The following is a 17,296-nucleotide window of genomic DNA, read 5'->3' as shown; positions in this document are numbered from 1 at the left end:
ACGGAGGAAATGGGAATGAACGGAAAAAACATTTTGCTTTGCGTCAGCGGCGGCATAGCAGTTTACAAAGCGGCGGCACTAACGAGCAAGCTGAAACAGGCGGGTGCTCATGTAAAAGTAGTCATGACCGAATCCGCCCAGAAGTTCGTAGCGCCGGTCACTTTTCAGGCGCTGTCTGGTGAACCGGTATATACCGATACATTCGATGAAAAAGATCCTGCTAAAATTGCTCATATCGATATTGCAGACTGGGCAGACCTTGTGATTGTGGCACCGGCAACAGCAAACATCATTGCCAAAATGGCTCACGGGATGGCAGATGACATGGTATCAACTGTTCTCTTGGCCGGTACAGCGCCAAGATGGATTGCACCCGCCATGAATGTAAATATGTATGCGCACCCTGCTGTACAAAAAAACATGGAAACACTGCGGGCGTTCGGCTGCCGGTTTATCGAACCCGGTGAAGGCTACCTTGCCTGCGGATATACAGGGAAAGGGCGGATGGAAGAGCCTGAGAGGATTGCGGAACTTGCCGCTCAATTTTTCGCTAAAGACGAACAAAAGATTCTTCAAGGAAAACGAGTTGTCGTAACGGCAGGGCCCACTCGTGAAGCGATCGATCCAGTGCGCTTTTTTACCAATAAATCAACAGGCAAAATGGGATATGCAGTGGCGGAAGCAGCACGGGAACTTGGGGCAGATGTTACGTTAATTTCAGGACCTGTAGCGATCAAGCCGCCCGGTGGTGTAACCGTCCGACAGGTAGAAAGTGCAGAAGAAATGTTTCAGGAAGTGATGCACGTTTATCCTGATGCGGATATTGTTGTGAAAACGGCTGCTGTTGCAGACTACCGCCCTGCTTTTGTGCTTGACAATAAAATGAAAAAGCAGGACGGTGCGCTTACAATTGAGCTTGAGCGGACGAAGGATATTTTAAAAACACTTGGCGAACAAAAAGAACACCAATTTTTAATTGGCTTTGCGGCTGAAACAAATGATGTAGAGACGTACGCAAAGAGGAAGCTTGAATCAAAAAACGCAGATATGATTGTGGCAAACAATGTCAAGCAGGAGGGAGCCGGCTTCGGCGGTGATACGAATATTATCTCGATCTTCCACCGTGACGGCACACACCAGGACTTTGAGAAAATGACCAAAAAAGAAGCAGCATTCCGTATTCTGCAGGAAGCAGCCGGGCGGATGGGTGAGGAAAAATGAATATCGCTTCTGTCGTCGTGGACGTTGCGGTCCGCCAGACGGACCGCCCGTTTGACTACGAAATTCCTTCCAGATGGGAAGGGATGATTCAGCCGGGTATGCGGGTGATCGTCCCATTTGGCCCGCGCCATGTGCAGGGGTTTGTGCTGGATGTAAAAGAAGAGCCGGAAAGCCGTAAGCTAAAGCCGATTGTAGAACCAATGGATCTTATTCCGGTATTAAATAAAGAATTGCTTTCACTCGCCGACTGGCTGACCGCCGAATCGCTATGCTTTAAAATTTCAGCGCTGCAGGCGATGCTTCCGGCTGCAATGAAAGCCAAATACGCAAAGCATATTCGCATAACCGGCCACAGCGCGCTGAGCAGAGAAGCCCACTCTCTTTTTGGAGACCGTGAAGAAATTACATGGGAAGAAGCGTCCGAGGCAGGTGCGCTTGCCCAAATACGCAGGGAAGTAAAAAAAGGATCGCTTGATGTAATTTATTCTGTGAAAAGCAAAGGGCGAAAAAAGACGATTCGTATGGTTCAATGTCCGCTGTCTGAGGAAGAGCTGGCCCAAACCATTCAATCTATGCCGAAAAATGCTATAAAACAATCGGAAGCTCTCCAGCTTTTTCAAGGAACAGAAGGAAAATGGATACCGCTCAAGGAAACAGGTATTTCATCTGCTGTTGCAAAAGCGCTCATCGAAAAAGGGCTGCTTTTAGAGAAGCAGGAAGAAACATACCGTGACCCTTTAGCCGGCCGGACATTTGAACCAGATCAGCCGCTTGACTTGACACCCACTCAAAGAGCAGCGATTGAACCTGTTATCGAGAACATAAAGGAAAACAAAGCAGAAACCTTTCTGCTTCATGGTGTAACCGGAAGCGGGAAAACAGAAATATATCTGCAATCCATCAGCGAAGTCATTCAAAAAGGACAGGAAGCAATTGTGCTCGTTCCGGAAATTTCATTGACGCCTCAAATGACGGACCGGTTTAAACAGCGGTTTGGCGACGACGTGGCGGTGCTTCACAGCGGACTGTCTACGGGTGAGAAATATGACGAATGGCGGAAAATAAGCCGCAAGGAAGTAAAAGTGGTTGTGGGCGCCCGCTCCGCTGTTTTTGCTCCGTTCGAAAACATCGGGCTAATCATTATTGATGAAGAGCATGAAACAAGCTATAAGCAGGAAGAAAATCCTCGTTACCATGCGCGTGATGTGGCTATTTGGCGGTCCGGTTACTATCAATGTCCGGTTATTTTAGGAAGCGCAACTCCTTCTTTGGAATCCTTTGCCCGGGCAAAAAAAGGGGTCTACAAGCTGTTGACGCTGTCCGAACGTGTCAATGACCGCCCGCTGCCTTCCGTCGATATTGTCGATATGCGTGAAGAGCTGCGGGAAGGAAACCGGTCTATGTTTTCTAGAAACTTATTTGAAAAAATAAAAGATCGCCTTCAAAAAGGAGAACAAACTGTCCTGTTTTTAAATAAGCGTGGATATTCCTCTTTTATCATGTGCCGCGACTGCGGATTCGTACCGGAATGTCCCAACTGTGATGTGTCCATGACGTATCACCGTCACCGCCATCAGCTGAAATGCCATTATTGCGGCCATGAGGAGCTGTCGCCTAACGTATGCCCGGAATGCGGCAGTGAACATATCCGCCATTTCGGCACAGGTACACAAAAGGTGGAAGAAGAGCTTTTAAAACTGCTGCCGGAAGCGCGGATTATTCGAATGGATGTAGATACAACCGGCACAAAGGGAGCCCATGAACGGCTGCTGAGACGCTTTGCTGACAAGGAAGCTGATATATTGCTCGGAACGCAGATGATTGCCAAAGGACTTGATTTCCCGGATATTACGCTCGTCGGTGTTTTAAGCGCGGATACGATGCTGCATTTGCCGGATTTTCGTGCATCAGAAAAAACATTTCAGCTTTTAACGCAGGTAAGCGGACGGGCCGGCCGGCATACATTGCCGGGTGAAGTGGTGATTCAAACCTATACGCCGGAGCATTACAGCATTCAGCTTGCTGCTGATCAGCATTATGAAGCATTTTATGAGCAGGAGATGCAAGTGAGAAAAGCGGGAGGCTATCCTCCATTTTATTTTCTTGCGCTTATTACAGTCAGCCATGAAGAAGCGATTACCGCATCGAGCGAGGCCGGCAAGATTGCTGCCAATATTAAGCCGGAGCTGTCTCCAGCGGCGGTTGTGCTCGGCCCTGTCGCTTCACCGATCTCACGGATCAACAATAGATATCGGTGGCAATGTTTGATAAAATACAAACGTGAACCAAAGCTTGGCACCGTGTTGAAGCAGGTGCTGGAGCATTATGCAAAACAAGGAAAATCAAATGGGCTTATCGTATCTATTGATATTCACCCATATGTACTGATGTAGAAAAGAGGAACGCAATGACGATTTTATCCATTGTTAAACATCCAGCCGACATTTTAGAAACAAAATGCCAGCCGGTTAAACAATTTGACAGTAAATTAAAGCGCCTGGTGCGCGATATGCAGGAAACCATGATTCAAGCGGACGGCGTCGGCCTCGCTGCCCCGCAAATCGGGAAAGATATGCGCCTTGCCATTGTGGATATTGAAGACGAGCATGGCTTAATTGTGTTAATCAACCCTGAGCTGCTTTCTTCAGAGGGCAGCCAGACAGATATTGAAGGATGTTTGAGCTTTCCTGATTTATACGGGGAAGTAACCCGCCCGAATGGAATTAAAATCAAAGCTCAAAACGTCAAAGGCCAGTTTTACACGTTTGAAGCAGACGGATTTCTGGCACGGGCCATTTTGCATGAAATGGATCACTTAGACGGCGTGTTATTTACATCTAAAGTAGAAAAATACATTCCGGCTGAGGAATTGAAAGGAGCTGATGAAGAGTGACTACAATCGTTTTTATGGGAACCCCGGATTTTTCCGTGCCAGTGCTTGAGCAGATCATCAAAGACGGCTACGAAATCCTCGCTGTGGTCACACAGCCCGATCGACCTGTAGGCCGGAAAAAAGTGTTAACGCCGCCGCCGGTTAAAGCAGCAGCTCTAGAGCACGGGCTTCCGGTTTTGCAGCCTGAAAAGCTGTCGAAGTCGGCCGAGCTCGATGAAATTATCGCCTTAAAGCCGGATTTAGTGGTTACGGCAGCATACGGGCAGCTTTTGCCGAATGCCCTTCTTGAGGCGCCAAAATACGGGTGCATTAATGTTCATGCCTCTCTTTTGCCGGAACTTCGAGGCGGTGCTCCGATTCACTATTCGATCCTGCAGGGAAAAAAAGAAACAGGCATCACCATTATGTATATGGCTGAAAAACTGGATGCAGGGGACATTATTTCACAGGCGGCTGTGACCATTGAGGAAGACGACAACACAGGCACCCTGCACGATAAATTAAGTGCAGTTGGTGCGGATTTGCTGTCTAAAACCATCCCGGCTCTCATTGAAGGCACTTCTTCGCGGACACCCCAGGACGGGGCAAAAGCAACATTTGCGCCTAATATTCGTCGTCAGGATGAAAAAATTGACTGGAGCCGCCCGGGAGAAGAACTGTACAATCAGGTAAGAGGGCTTTGCCCTTGGCCGGTTGCGTATACTACTCTTAATGAGGCAGTCGTGAAAGTATGGAAAAGTGAAAAAACGGCGGGCCAAAGCGGCGCACCCGGCACCGTAATTGCTCTTGAAGAGGACGGCATTGTCATTGCGACCGGTTCAGAAACAGCGCTTAAAATAACAGAATTGCAGCCGGCAGGAAAAAAACGGATGAGTGCACGCGATTACCTGCGTGGTTCAGGATCATTCCTTCAAGCCGGTGCTGTATTTGGAGACTAATATGAAATCATTGAATGTGCGCGAAATTGCGCTCGACTTAATTGATACGGTAGAAAAAAGCGGTTCTTACAGCAATTTGATGCTGAATACGGCAATCGAAAAAAATAACTTGTCGGGCCGGGACGCGGCGCTGCTGACGGAAATCACTTATGGCACCATTCAGCGGAAAATGACGCTCGACTTCTATCTCGCACCTTTTCTGAAAAAAAAGCCTGAGCGCTGGGTGCATAATTTGCTTCGTTTATCTCTTTATCAAATGGTCTATCTTGATAAAGTACCGGAAAGAGCGGTTATTCATGAAGCAGTTGAAATTGCGAAAAAAAGGGGCCATAAAGGCATTTCCAGCATGGTCAACGGTGTGCTTCGGTCTATCCAGCGAGAAGGTGTTCCGGATACAGCTTCTATTCAAGATGACGCAGAACGCATTTCGATTGAAACAAGCCATCCACTCTGGCTTGTGAAAAGATGGATCAAGGCATACGGGAAAGAAAAAACAGAAGCGATGTGCCGGCACAACTTAACAGCACCAGAACAGACCGTTCGTGTAAACAGTATGAAGATGACGCGTGATGAAGCCATCCAGGCCCTGGCAGAAGAAGGGTTTGAAGCAGAACCTTCTGACGTCTCTCCATATGCAGTCAGAATTTTAAAAGGAAATGCAGCACGTTCAAATCTTTTTAAAAGCGGGGCTATCTCCATTCAAGACGAAAGTTCAATGCTCGTCGCTCCTGTTTTAGGCGTGAAGCCCGGCCAGCGTGTTTTAGATATGTGTTCAGCACCGGGCGGAAAAACCGCACATCTTGCTGAACAAATGAATGGAGAAGGCCGGATTGATGCGCTGGATATTCACGCGCACAAGCTGAAACTTGTTGCTCAGAATGCCGAGCGGCTGGCGCTCTCGAACATCCATGTTCAAAAGCAGGATGCCCGCAAAGCAGGAGAACTGTTTGCAGAAGAAACTTTTGATGCGATTTTAGTGGATGCTCCTTGTTCAGGGCTTGGCGTTATTCGCCGGAAACCGGATTTGAAATATGCGAAAACGGAACAGGATCTCGATAACCTGCAGCGGATTCAGCTGGCGATTTTGGATGCCGCTGTGCCGCTTTTAAAAGGGGACGGTGTCCTCGTTTACAGTACATGTACGGTCGATAGGGAAGAAAATGAAGGTACGGTGAACGCCTTTTTGGAGGCTCATCCCGAATTCGAGCCTGCCCCTCTTGAGCACATCTCTATAGAGAAAGAAGCGAATATGGTTCAAGTGTTTCCAGACGATTTTGGCGGCGATGGATTTTTTATAAGTAAATTTAGAAAGAAGGAAAATAAATAAATGACAACAGCGAGAAAAAAGCAGACGGAACCGCAGAAGCCATCCATTTATTCACTGGAACTTCATGAGCTTAAAGAGTGGCTTTCAGCTAATGGGGAAAAGCCATTTCGGGCTGATCAAATTTTTGACTGGCTGTATGTAAAACGGGCGAAAACCGTGGATGATATGACCAATTTATCGAAAGAGCTGCGCACAAAGCTCGATGAGGCATTTGTGTTTACGGTGCTGAAAACAGCCATTCAGCAGGAATCCACTGACGGTACGATTAAATTTTTATTTGAACTGCATGATGGGTATTCGATTGAAACCGTGCTGATGCGCCACGAATATGGCAACTCCATTTGTGTAACGACACAGGTCGGCTGCCGAATCGGCTGTACGTTCTGTGCATCAACACTTGGCGGTTTAAAACGGAACCTCGAAGCTGGTGAAATTGTGGCGCAGGTTGTGAAAGTGCAGCAGGCACTCGATGAAGTAGGGGAACGGGTAAGCTCTGTCGTCATTATGGGTATCGGGGAGCCGTTCGACAATTACGAGGAAATGATGTCATTTTTACACATTATCAACCACGAAAAAGGCTTGAACATTGGAGCGCGGCACATTACCGTGTCAACGAGCGGGATTGTACCGAAAATCTACAAATTTGCTGATGAAAAAACACAAATTAACTTCGCGGTATCTCTTCATGCGCCAAACGATGAACTGCGCACAAAGCTTATGCCGATTAACCGTGCTTACAAGCTGAAGGACTTGATGGAAGCAATTCGTTACTATACAGAAAAAACGGGCCGCCGTATCACATTTGAATATGGACTGTTCGGCGGTGAGAATGATTCAGTGGCTCATGCAGAGGAGCTTGCTGCTTTGATCAAAGGAATTAAGTGTCACGTAAACTTAATCCCGGTGAACTACGTGCCTGAGCGGGATTATGTTCGCACACCGCGCAATAAGATTTTTGAGTTTGAAAAAACATTGAAAAACAATGGTGTAAATGTAACGATCCGACGTGAGCAAGGAACGGATATTGATGCAGCATGCGGCCAGCTTCGGGCGAAAGAGCGTGCTAGCGAAACGAGGTGACAAGATGAATGCTGTGTTTGAAACAGACCGCGGACGAGTGCGCTCGCACAATGAAGACAGCGGGGGCGTTTTTCATCATAACGGCAGCTTATGCCTGGCCGTTGTAGCAGACGGAATGGGCGGGCACAATGCGGGAGATACCGCAAGCCGGATGACCATCAGCATGTTTGAACAGCATTGGAACGAAACAGTATTGAATATTCAATCGCCGGATGAGGCCTTAAACTGGATGAAGGCGATTATTCCAGTGATCAATAAAGAAATTTTATTTCATGCCCATACCCATCCAGAATGCAGCGGTATGGGAACGACACTGGTAGCGGCTCTTTGCACAGACCGGTTTTGCGCGATTGCGAGCATTGGAGACAGCCGATGTTATCTGCAGAGTGAGGACGGCTTTTCACAAGTCACGGAAGATCATTCACTTGTGAACGAACTCGTTAAATCAGGTGAAATTACAAAGGAAGCAGCAGAGAGCCATCCGAAAAAAAATGTACTAACACGAGCTCTTGGAACAGACGAAAAGCTGTCTGTTGATTACAGAACGATCATGTTTGAAGAAGGAGATTTGCTCCTTCTTTGCTCCGATGGTTTATCAAACAAAGTGTCAGCTCCCGAAATGAGCCATATTCTGCAATCATCAGATCCGCTGCATGAAAAAGCAAATACTCTGATTCGTCTGGCCAATGAAAACGGCGGAGAAGACAATATTACAGTCGCAATTCTCGAGCATTGTGCCGAACGCGAAAGCGGGTGACGGCGATGTTAATTGGCAGAAGCTTAAGCGGGCGTTATAAAATCGTCCGGGCGATTGGCGGCGGCGGAATGGCGCATGTATACCTGGCCCGTGATATGATTTTAGACCGGGATGTGGCTATTAAAGTCCTGCGGTTTGATTTTGCCGGAGAAGATGAATTTTTGCGTCGATTTCAGCGTGAGGCCCAGGCAGCGTCAAGCCTGGCTCATCCGAATATAGTCAGTATTTACGATGTTGGGGAAGAAGATAATATTCACTTTATCGTAATGGAATATGTGGACGGAATGACGCTGAAAGAATACATTCAGCAATTTTCCCCCGTTCCGTACGAAACCGTTATTGATATTATGAGGCAAATGACTGCGGCCGTTGCATTTGCCCATCAGCATTCCATTATTCACCGTGATGTAAAACCACACAACATGCTTATTGATCGGGATGGAATTGTAAAAATGACCGACTTCGGTATTGCAATGGCGATGAGTGCAACTTCTATTACGCAGACAAATGCGGTTCTTGGCTCTGTTCATTATATTTCCCCCGAGCAGGCAAGAGGGGGAATGGCGACAAAAAAGTCTGATATTTACGCACTTGGGATTGTCATGTACGAGCTGTTAACGGGAAAGCTCCCATTTTCGGGTGAATCGGCTGTCTCCATTGCTTTAAAGCATCTGCAGGCAGAGACTCCATCTATTAAACAACTTTATCCGGGAGTTCCGCAAAGCATTGAAAATATCGTCCTTCATGCAACGGCGAAAGATCCTTTTCACCGCTATGTGAGTGCAGAAGAAATGGAACACGATTTGTCTACTGCTTTAGAGCCTTACCGCATGCATGAGGAAAAATTTAAAATTCCAGATGATAATGATGAAGTCACAAAAGCGATTCCGATTATTTCATCGAAGCCGCCGGAGCGAATCCAGCCGTCTGTACCGCCTGTAGAAATCAAGCAGAAAACAGATAGTGATACAAATACTGAGCCGCAGAAAAAGAAAAGAAAGTGGCCATGGTTTCTGCTCGTGCTCCTTATTCTGGGTGCCCTCAGTGCTGCAGCATGGTTTATGCTGATGGTGCCAAAGCAGATAGCAGTGCCGGATACAAACGGAAGCAGTCCGGAAGCAGCTGCCGCCACTTTAATAAATGCCGGTTTTGTTGTAGGTGACTCCGATGAGGAATTCAGTGCAGAGATTGAAGAAGGAAAAGTGATTCGAACGGTGCCAAAAGCGGGAACAACGTTAGAAGAAGGCAGTGAGATTGACTTGTTTGTCTCGGCTGGCAAAGAACAAAAAGCAATGGAAGATTACACCGGGAAAACACTCGAAGAAACACGGGAATTGCTGGAGGAAGCCGGCTTTCGTAATGTTGAAGTCGTTGAGTCGAAATATGACGACAGTGAACCAGGAACGGTGCTGGAACAAAGACCAGATGCGGATGAACGCGTCATTCCGGAAGAAACAGACGTGGAGTTAACAGTAAGCGCAGGCCTTGCCGATGTCGTGCTGAAGGATCTTTCGGGCTATACGGAAAAAAGCCTGGAAGACTATGAGGATGCAAATGGCATTATCATTGATTTTTCCGGAGAAGAATACTCGGATTCCGTTGCGGCCGGCCAGGTGATCAGGCAGTCGCCTGAGGCCGGAAGTGAAGTGGAGCCGGGCAGTACGGTTAAAGTCACTCTTTCAAAAGGACCGGAGGAAATTCCGCCGGCAGAAGTCTCAACAGAAGTGGTGATTCCATACGAGCCTGAGGTTGAAGGAGAACCTCAAGAGATCCAGATTTATGTAGATGATGCCACACATAGTATGACAGAACCCTATGAAAAGTTTTTAATTACAGAAGAAACGAAGCGAACACTGCAGTTTGTGATTGAGAAAGACCAAAAAGCAGGATATAAAGTGGTGCGGGATCAAGTCGTCATTGCAGATGAAATCATTCCTTACCCGGAAAAAACACAATCTGAATAAGGTGGTGCTACATGCCAGAAGGCAAAATTATCAAAGCGTTAAGCGGTTTTTACTACGTGCTCGATGGAGAAGATATTATTCAATGCCGGGGCCGGGGGGTATTCCGGAAAAGAAATATTACACCGCTTGTCGGCGACTATGTTGAGTATGAAGCAGAAAATGAAAAAGAAGGCTACGTTTTATCCGTTAAAGAGCGGAAAAATGATTTGGTTCGTCCGCCTGTTGCGAACATTGACCAGGCGGTCCTTGTTTTTTCAGTGATGGAACCGGCTTTCAGCACAGTGCTTCTAGACCGTTTTTTAGTTTTAATTGAATCAAAGAATATTGAACCGGTTATCTGCCTGACCAAAATGGATTTAGCTGAAGACCAGAAAATGCTCGATCAATACGTGGCCGATTACCGCAGGATTGGCTACACCGTTGTGGAAACTTCTTCAGAAACAATGGACGGCCTTCACTTGCTGGAAGGCCACTTAACAGAAAAAACATCGGTATTCGCCGGACAGTCAGGCGTTGGAAAGTCTTCACTGTTAAATGCGATCCGGCCGGATCTTGCCTTGAAAACAGATGAGATCTCCAGTTCACTGGGACGGGGCAAGCATACAACACGGCACGTGGAGCTCATTCCAGCGGCAGGCGGACTAGTCGCCGATACGCCGGGTTTTAGTTCGTTGGATTTTGAAGGAATAGAGCTGGATGAATTATCCGCGTGTTTTCCAGAAATGGCAGACCGGAGCTCCGATTGTAAATTTAGAGGCTGCCTGCATTTAAATGAGCCGAAATGCGCGGTAAAAGAAGCAGTAGCAGAAGGAGAAATCCCGAATTATCGCTATGAGCATTATTTGCAATTTATAGAGGAAATTAAAGAGAGAAAGCCGAGGTACTGACGTTATGATCAAGATTGCCCCATCTATTTTATCCGCTGACTTTGCGCGGCTTGGTGAAGAAATAAAAGACGTAGAAGCGGGTGGAGCTGACTATATTCACGTAGATGTGATGGATGGACATTTCGTGCCGAATATCACGATTGGCCCGCTGATTGTAGAAGCGATCCGGCCGGTAACAGCATTACCTCTTGATGTTCATTTGATGATCAGCAACCCTGATCAGTACATTGAGACGTTTGCGAAAGCCGGAGCTGATATTATTACGGTTCATGCTGAAGCATGTCCGCATCTGCATCGGACCATTCAGCTTATCCGCTCTTTTGGCATCAAAGCGGGAGTTGTGTTAAACCCTTCTACACCGGTCGATGTACTCGAGTATGTGATCGGCGATATTGATATGGTTTTACTTATGACTGTAAACCCTGGGTTCGGAGGGCAGTCTTTCATTGAGGCCGTTGTACCGAAAATCCGCCGTGTTCGCGACATGATCACAAAAGCGGGTGTGTCGGTGGATATTGAAATAGACGGCGGTGTCAATACGGAAACGGCCCGGATTTGTACAGAGGCCGGAGCAAATGTGCTTGTTGCCGGTTCGGCGATCTATAATGAAAAGGACCGGGGGGCGGCCATCCGGGCGATCCGGGCTGCCGCGGAAAAAGCGTGATTATCCGGATCGTTGCCGGCGGTCCGGAAACGGAACTGCCTGTATTAAAAAGGGATCCCGCCTTGAGGGAGCAATGGATTGGTGTAGACCGTGGCGCTCTTTATCTGCTTGACCGTGGGATTACGCCGGACAAGGCCTTTGGCGACTTTGATTCCATCACGGAGAAAGAATGGCGCCGTGTGGCGGCAGAAGTCCGGGATCATGTGCAGTTTCCAGCGGAAAAAAATGAAACTGACCTTGAAATTGCCCTCAATGACGCAGCAAAGCAAAACCCGGAGATGATTTTTTTATATGGCGTAACAGGCGGCCGTCTTGATCACTTTTTCGGGGCGGTTACGCTGCTCTTAAAAAGGGAGCTTCCCTGTCCGGTTATGATCGTAGACTGTCAAAATGAACTGGCTGTTTATTCACCCGGAGAAGGAGTTATTCCTCAAAGGGAAGGATGGCCGTACGTTTCTTTTTTTGCGCTGAATGAAAGCGTGAAAGGGCTGACGCTGTCCGGCTTTAAATATCCACTGGACAATTACACGGTTCAGCCGGGTTCCTCAAGATGTGTAAGTAATGAAATCCTTGAAAAAAAGGGGGTCTTTTCGTTCCGTTCAGGCATATTAATGGTTATAAGAAGCCGTGACGGGAGGAGAAGCTAGTGAAATTTTACACATTGAAACTGCCAAAGTTTGTCGGGGGCATGATTCGGATGTTTATGTCAGCAGGGAAAAAGAAAAAATAAAAAAGCACCGGTGCCGTTTGGCGCAGGTGCTTTTTTATGAAAGGAAAAATTAAACGCGCTCAACTTTTCCAGATTTAAGTGCGCGGGCAGATACCCAAACACGTTTTGGTTTACCGTCAACAAGGATACGAACTTTTTGAAGGTTAGCGCCCCACGTACGTTTGCTTGAATTCATCGCGTGTGAGCGGTTGTTTCCAGTACGTGCTTTGCGGCCGGAAATAACACATTTTTTTGGCATTGTATTCACTCCTTACTATTCAGGATCGTTAATTGTCTACGTTTTTATATGCAAGACACTTAAATAATTTATCACAATCAATGAATGAATGCAACAGCTTTGAAGAAGTCTTTCAAGAAAAATCACTTGACAGTGAATAAGCGGCAGATCCGGCCCGTAAGTTGTGAAGTGGCAGATAAATATAGTAAAATGAGAATAGTTTGATTCGCGAGGAGGATGTTTTGTGACGATTGAATTAACGACTGAACTTGGTCAAATTGACATTTCAAATGAAGTCATCGCGATGATCGCAGGCGGTGCGGCGGTAGATTGCTACGGTATTGTCGGTATGGCATCAAAAAATCAATTAAAAGATGGCCTTGCTGAAATGCTGCGTCGTGAAAATTTTACACGCGGCGTTGTCGTACGCCAGGAAGAAGACCGTATTTTTATTGATATGTATATTATCGTGAGCTACGGAACGAAAATCTCTGAAGTGGCAAGCAATGTGCAGTCAAAAGTAAAATATACACTTAATCAAACCGTCGGATTATCAGTTGATTCTGTTAATATTTTTGTACAGGGTGTGCGGGTAACGAACCCGTAGTGTGAGGAGGAAATTTTGTGGCTATAACTTCATTGGACGGATTGCGCTTTGCCAGGATGGTGCAAGCAGGCGCACAGCATTTATCAGCAAATGCACAAATGGTTGACGCGCTGAATGTATTTCCCGTGCCGGATGGCGACACCGGCACGAATATGAATTTATCAATGACATCAGGAGCAAAGGAAACAGAAGCGGGCACGCAGCGCCATTTCGGGAAAACGGCAGAAGCGCTGTCGAAAGGGCTGTTAATGGGTGCGCGCGGAAACTCAGGCGTAATTTTATCCCAGCTTTTTCGGGGGTTTGCAAAAGCAGTGGCAGGCAAGCAGGAAGTATCCGCGTTTGAACTTGCTGCCGCATTTGAAGCAGGCGTTCAAACGGCATACAAAGCGGTAATGAAGCCAGTGGAAGGAACGATTTTAACGGTGGCAAAAGACGCCGCTAAAAAAGCGGTAGCCGTTTCTCAAAAAGAATCTGATATTGTCGCGGTAGTAGAAGCGCTTGTGAAAGAAGGACAAGCTTCCTTAAACCGGACACCGGAGCTTTTGCCTGTGTTAAAAGAAGTCGGCGTGGTCGACAGCGGCGGGCAGGGTCTTTTGCTTGTATACGAAGGCTTTTTAGCTGAGCTGAAGGGAGAAGCACTTCCGGCAGCGCTTTCGGACCGCCAGGACATAAAGGAGCTTGTCAGTGCGGAGCACCGTAAAAGTGTGCAGAGCTTTATGAACACAGAAGATATTGAATTTGGCTATTGTACGGAATTTATGGTCAAATTTGAAAAAGAAAAGCTCGTTAAACATCCTTTTTCTGAAGAGCGCTTCCGCGATGAATTAAGCCGGTTTGGTGATTCATTGCTTGTGGTTGCTGATGATGAAATTGCCAAAGTGCATATTCATGCTGAACATCCGGGAGAAGTACTGACCGTTGGGCAGCAATACGGAAGCTTAATCAATATGAAGATTGAAAATATGCGTGAACAGCACAGTGCGATTACTGGCAGCACATCCCAAGCGTCAGCCCAGCCGGTGCAGCGGGCTAAATATGGTGTTGTAGCGGTTGCGATGGGAGCCGGTATTGCTGAGTTATTTACGAGTATCGGAGCAGCCGCTGTTATTGAAGGCGGTCAAACGATGAATCCGTCCACAGAAGATATTGTTAAAGCAATCCAGGAGTGCCATGCTGAGCACGTGTTTGTTCTGCCAAATAACAAAAATATTATTATGGCGGCCGAGCAGGCAGCAGACATCACGGAAACGACTGTGTCTGTTATCCCAACCAAGACTGTTCCGCAAGGTCTGGCAGCCCTCATTGCGTTTAATCCAGAAAGCGATGCAGCATGGAATAAGGATGCCATGGCAGCAGCATCCACGCAGGTGAAAACCGGACAAATCACATACGCTGTTCGTAATACGACCATTGATGGCATCGATATTAAGAAAAATGACTTTATGGGACTGGCCGAAGGGAAAATTGTGGTCACGCATACAGAATCGGCATCAGCGGCGAAAGAGCTGCTGCAGTCGCTGATCGATGACGAGTCAGAAATCGTAACGGTTATTCATGGGGAAGAAGCGTCAGAAGAAACGGTTGAACAAGTAACAAGTTTTATTGAAGAAACGTACCCGGATATCGAAGTGGAAGTGCATAACGGCAGACAGCCGCTGTATCCGTTTATTTTTTCGGTTGAATAAACAAAAGAGGGAGATTATTCTCTCTCAGGCTGCCCGCAAACGTCCGCTTTCGGCGTCACTTGCTGGCTGTGAATGCTCATGACCCCCAAAAGGTCACTCCGCTTCCCATCCAGCTGTGTTCCTAGAAAGGCAGGCGTTTTCAATCAGCCTGCTTTCTAACTTTGTCTACATTCTGAGAGGGAGATCATTCTCTCTCTTTTTCACGTTGAAAAGGAAGGGAGGAAAAAACATGCTTGAAACAAGCCATCCGCTGAATCAGCCTGTCAGTGTGTTAAAAGGCGCAGGCAAAGAAGCGGAAGCATCTCTGGCTTCTATTGGTGTGCTTACGGTAGGGGATTTAATGGAATTTGTGCCGGCACGCTATGAAGATATGAGACTGAAAAGCCCTGAAGAAGCAGAACATGATGAAAAAGTTACGATCGAAGGTGTGATTCAAACCGAGCCTTCCATCATGTATTACGGAAAGAAAAAGTCGCGGCTGACATTTAAATTTTTGTCAGGTCCTCATTTGATTAACGTCAATTTTTTTAATCAGCCCTACTTAAAGAAAAAAGCGTCCGTCGGCGACACGGTTACCGTGACCGGAAAGTGGGACCGCCACCGCCTGGCTATTTCCGGCCAGACAATGGAGAAAGGGGCCTATGCACGCGGTACGGATTTCGAAGCGGTCTATTTACTGCGCAATGCCATTCCTCTCAAGCAGTTTAGGAAGCTTGTAAAACAGGCAATCGACTCCTTTGGTGAGTATATAGAAGAAACGCTGCCGGTTCATTTGATTCAACAATACCGCTTAATGGAAAGAAAAGAGGCGATTCGTGCCCTTCACTTTCCGATTTCACATAAAGAGATGAAACAGGCGCGGCGCCGATTTGTATACGAAGAATTTTTCTATTTTCAGCTTAAAATGCAGGCGCTCCGAAAAACGATTCGGGAACAGTCCGGGGGGATTGTTCAAAAATATGATCTCGCTAAGCTAAAAGAACTGATTGACTCATTGCCTTTTGAATTAACAAATGCGCAGAAAAAAGCTGTAAATGAGATATGTGCCGATATGAAATCGCCGTACCGAATGAACCGGCTGCTGCAGGGCGATGTAGGAAGCGGAAAAACCGCTGTTGCGACATTGGCACTGTATGCTTCCGTAACAGCAGGATTTCAAGGGGCCTTAATGGTGCCGACCGAAATTTTAGCAGAGCAGCATGCAAAATCGCTGCATGAGATGCTTGAGCCGTTTGGCGTCACAACAGCCTTATTGACCGGAACTGTAAAAGGGAAGCGCCGCAAAGCACTGCTTGCAGCACTGGAAGCAGGTGAAATTGATATTTTAATCGGGACGCATGCCCTTATTCAAGATGATGTTATCTTTCATAAGCTTGGACTTGTCATTACGGATGAGCAGCACCGGTTTGGGGTGAATCAGCGCCGCGTGCTTCGGTCCAAGGGTGAAAATCCTGATGTCCTGTTTATGACCGCAACGCCAATTCCCAGAACACTTGCCATTACCGTTTTTGGTGAAATGGACGTCTCGATCATTAATGAAATGCCGGCTGGCCGCAAAGCAATCGAAACCTATTGGGCAAAAGAAGAAATGCTTGGCCGTGTGCTTGAATTTACAGAAAAAGAGCTGCGAAAAGGGCGGCAGGCTTATGTGATCTGCCCGCTGATTGAAGAATCGGAAAAGCTTGATTTTCAAAACGCGCTTGATGTTCATTCACAGCTGACCCAGTATTTTGGAGGAAGATTTACAGTCGGCTTAATGCATGGGCGTCTGAGCGGTGAAGAAAAAGAAGCCGTAATGAAGGCATTCAGCGCGAATGAATGGAACGTGTTAGTCTCCACAACAGTGGTAGAAGTCGGGGTAAACGTGCCGAATGCAACGGTGATGATTATTTATGATGCAGAGCGATTCGGCTTGTCACAGCTACACCAGCTGCGTGGACGGGTAGGACGGGGATCAGAGCAGTCGTACTGCATGCTGATTGCTGATCCAAAGTCTGAAACCGGCAAAGAGCGGATGACCGCTATGACAGAAACGAACGATGGGTTTGTGCTCAGTGAAAAAGACCTGGAGCTGCGTGGACCAGGAGATTTCTTTGGCCGCAAACAAAGCGGGCTGCCTGAATTTAAAATGGCGGATATGGTGCATGATTACCGGGCGCTTGAAACGGCGCGCGAAGATGCCAAAGAATTAATTAATGCGCCCGATTTTTGGACCGGCCATGAATATCGACATTTGCGGAAGGTTTTAAATGATTCGGGTGTGTTTGATGGTGAAAAGCTTGATTAAGAATGCAAGTTGCCTCTTGCATTCTTTTTTTGTTATCTT

16 protein-coding genes are annotated in these 17,296 nt (G+C 47.0%); 15 read left to right on the top strand and 1 reads right to left on the bottom strand.

Annotation, left to right across the window (positions count from 1 at the left end):
• Positions 1-15 precede the first annotated feature (15 nt).
• The 12 genes from coaBC to spoVM are packed head-to-tail and all read left to right on the top strand — an operon-like array spanning position 16 to position 12,461.
• A complete protein-coding gene (coaBC, locus tag RRU94_RS19875; protein WP_315692577.1) occupies positions 16-1,221 on the top strand; it encodes a bifunctional phosphopantothenoylcysteine decarboxylase/phosphopantothenate--cysteine ligase CoaBC in 1,206 nt (401 codons plus the stop codon).
• Complete coding sequence (gene priA, locus RRU94_RS19870) at positions 1,218-3,614, top strand: primosomal protein N' (RefSeq protein ID WP_315692576.1); 2,397 nt, start codon at positions 1,218-1,220, stop codon at positions 3,612-3,614. Before coaBC ends, priA begins: the two co-directional genes overlap by 4 nt.
• A gap of 14 nt (positions 3,615-3,628) precedes the next feature.
• Entirely contained in the window at positions 3,629-4,114 is a 486-nt protein-coding gene (gene def, locus RRU94_RS19865) for a peptide deformylase (RefSeq protein WP_315692575.1), read from the top strand.
• The gene (gene fmt / locus RRU94_RS19860; protein WP_315692573.1) at positions 4,111-5,052 is read left to right on the top strand and encodes a methionyl-tRNA formyltransferase; all 942 of its coding nucleotides are present in this window, start codon (positions 4,111-4,113) and stop codon (positions 5,050-5,052) included. Before def ends, fmt begins: the two co-directional genes overlap by 4 nt.
• A gap of 1 nt (position 5,053) precedes the next feature.
• Positions 5,054-6,379 (top strand): 16S rRNA (cytosine(967)-C(5))-methyltransferase RsmB, encoded by a 1,326-nt coding sequence (gene rsmB / locus RRU94_RS19855; protein WP_315692572.1) that lies wholly within the window; start codon positions 5,054-5,056, stop codon positions 6,377-6,379.
• Positions 6,380-7,459 (top strand): dual-specificity RNA methyltransferase RlmN, encoded by a 1,080-nt coding sequence (gene rlmN, locus RRU94_RS19850; protein WP_315692571.1) that lies wholly within the window; start codon positions 6,380-6,382, stop codon positions 7,457-7,459.
• A 4-nt stretch (positions 7,460-7,463) separates the two neighbouring features.
• Positions 7,464-8,216: a Stp1/IreP family PP2C-type Ser/Thr phosphatase gene (locus tag RRU94_RS19845; protein ID WP_315692570.1), complete on the top strand. Its 753-nt coding sequence runs from the start codon at positions 7,464-7,466 to the stop codon at positions 8,214-8,216.
• 5 nt (positions 8,217-8,221) lie between these two features.
• The gene (gene pknB, locus RRU94_RS19840; protein ID WP_315692569.1) at positions 8,222-10,180 is read left to right on the top strand and encodes a Stk1 family PASTA domain-containing Ser/Thr kinase; all 1,959 of its coding nucleotides are present in this window, start codon (positions 8,222-8,224) and stop codon (positions 10,178-10,180) included.
• 11 nt (positions 10,181-10,191) lie between these two features.
• Positions 10,192-11,067, top strand: coding sequence for a ribosome small subunit-dependent GTPase A (rsgA, locus tag RRU94_RS19835; protein ID WP_315692568.1), 876 nt, complete (start codon positions 10,192-10,194; stop codon positions 11,065-11,067).
• Positions 11,068-11,071: 4 nt separating this feature from the next.
• Positions 11,072-11,731 carry a ribulose-phosphate 3-epimerase gene (gene rpe, locus RRU94_RS19830; RefSeq protein WP_315692567.1) on the top strand — a complete coding sequence of 220 codons (660 nt, stop codon included), beginning with the start codon at positions 11,072-11,074 and terminating at the stop codon, positions 11,729-11,731.
• Positions 11,728-12,378 (top strand): thiamine diphosphokinase, encoded by a 651-nt coding sequence (locus tag RRU94_RS19825; RefSeq protein ID WP_315692566.1) that lies wholly within the window; start codon positions 11,728-11,730, stop codon positions 12,376-12,378. The genes rpe and RRU94_RS19825 overlap by 4 nt, the downstream gene beginning before the upstream one ends.
• Positions 12,378-12,461: a stage V sporulation protein SpoVM gene (spoVM, locus tag RRU94_RS25750; RefSeq protein ID WP_050181490.1), complete on the top strand. Its 84-nt coding sequence runs from the start codon at positions 12,378-12,380 to the stop codon at positions 12,459-12,461. The genes RRU94_RS19825 and spoVM overlap by 1 nt, the downstream gene beginning before the upstream one ends.
• 49 nt (positions 12,462-12,510) lie before the next feature.
• Here the strand turns inward: spoVM and rpmB are convergent, their stop codons facing one another.
• Positions 12,511-12,699 (bottom strand): 50S ribosomal protein L28, encoded by a 189-nt coding sequence (gene rpmB, locus RRU94_RS19820; protein WP_045850130.1) that lies wholly within the window; start codon positions 12,697-12,699, stop codon positions 12,511-12,513.
• 223 nt (positions 12,700-12,922) lie between these two features.
• Here rpmB and RRU94_RS19815 point away from each other — a divergent pair, with 223 nt between their 5' ends.
• The 3 genes from RRU94_RS19815 to recG all read left to right on the top strand — a co-directional run bounded on the left by RRU94_RS19815 (position 12,923) and on the right by recG (position 17,257).
• Positions 12,923-13,285: an Asp23/Gls24 family envelope stress response protein gene (locus RRU94_RS19815; RefSeq protein ID WP_315692565.1), complete on the top strand. Its 363-nt coding sequence runs from the start codon at positions 12,923-12,925 to the stop codon at positions 13,283-13,285.
• A gap of 17 nt (positions 13,286-13,302) precedes the next feature.
• Positions 13,303-14,970 carry a DAK2 domain-containing protein gene (locus RRU94_RS19810; RefSeq protein ID WP_315692564.1) on the top strand — a complete coding sequence of 556 codons (1,668 nt, stop codon included), beginning with the start codon at positions 13,303-13,305 and terminating at the stop codon, positions 14,968-14,970.
• 229 nt (positions 14,971-15,199) lie between these two features.
• Entirely contained in the window at positions 15,200-17,257 is a 2,058-nt protein-coding gene (gene recG / locus RRU94_RS19805) for an ATP-dependent DNA helicase RecG (protein WP_315692563.1), read from the top strand.
• The last annotated feature ends 39 nt before the right edge of the window (positions 17,258-17,296 follow it).

It is taken from the genome of Domibacillus sp. DTU_2020_1001157_1_SI_ALB_TIR_016 (assembly GCF_032341995.1).
GTDB classification, from domain to species: domain Bacteria; phylum Bacillota; class Bacilli; order Bacillales; family Domibacillaceae; genus Domibacillus; species Domibacillus indicus_A.
The sequence above is the reverse complement of the archived record's forward strand: the minus strand, read 5'-3'. Positions and strand labels throughout refer to the sequence as shown.

Bases quoted from the DNA above. Each gene is read 5' to 3' on its own strand.
- recG (WP_315692563.1), top strand. From the start codon at position 15,200: ATGCTTGAAACAAGCCATCCGCTGAATCAGCCTGTCAGTGTGTTAAAA.
- rsmB (WP_315692572.1), top strand. From the start codon at position 5,054: ATGAAATCATTGAATGTGCGCGAAATTGCGCTCGACTTAATTGATACG.
- pknB (WP_315692569.1), top strand. From the start codon at position 8,222: ATGTTAATTGGCAGAAGCTTAAGCGGGCGTTATAAAATCGTCCGGGCG.
- RRU94_RS19845 (WP_315692570.1), top strand. From the start codon at position 7,464: ATGAATGCTGTGTTTGAAACAGACCGCGGACGAGTGCGCTCGCACAAT.
- def (WP_315692575.1), top strand. From the start codon at position 3,629: ATGACGATTTTATCCATTGTTAAACATCCAGCCGACATTTTAGAAACA.
- rpe (WP_315692567.1), top strand. From the start codon at position 11,072: ATGATCAAGATTGCCCCATCTATTTTATCCGCTGACTTTGCGCGGCTT.
- priA (WP_315692576.1), top strand. From the start codon at position 1,218: ATGAATATCGCTTCTGTCGTCGTGGACGTTGCGGTCCGCCAGACGGAC.
- coaBC (WP_315692577.1), top strand. From the start codon at position 16: ATGAACGGAAAAAACATTTTGCTTTGCGTCAGCGGCGGCATAGCAGTT.
- rsgA (WP_315692568.1), top strand. From the start codon at position 10,192: ATGCCAGAAGGCAAAATTATCAAAGCGTTAAGCGGTTTTTACTACGTG.
- rpmB (WP_045850130.1), bottom strand. From the start codon at position 12,699: ATGCCAAAAAAATGTGTTATTTCCGGCCGCAAAGCACGTACTGGAAAC.
- rlmN (WP_315692571.1), top strand. From the start codon at position 6,380: ATGACAACAGCGAGAAAAAAGCAGACGGAACCGCAGAAGCCATCCATT.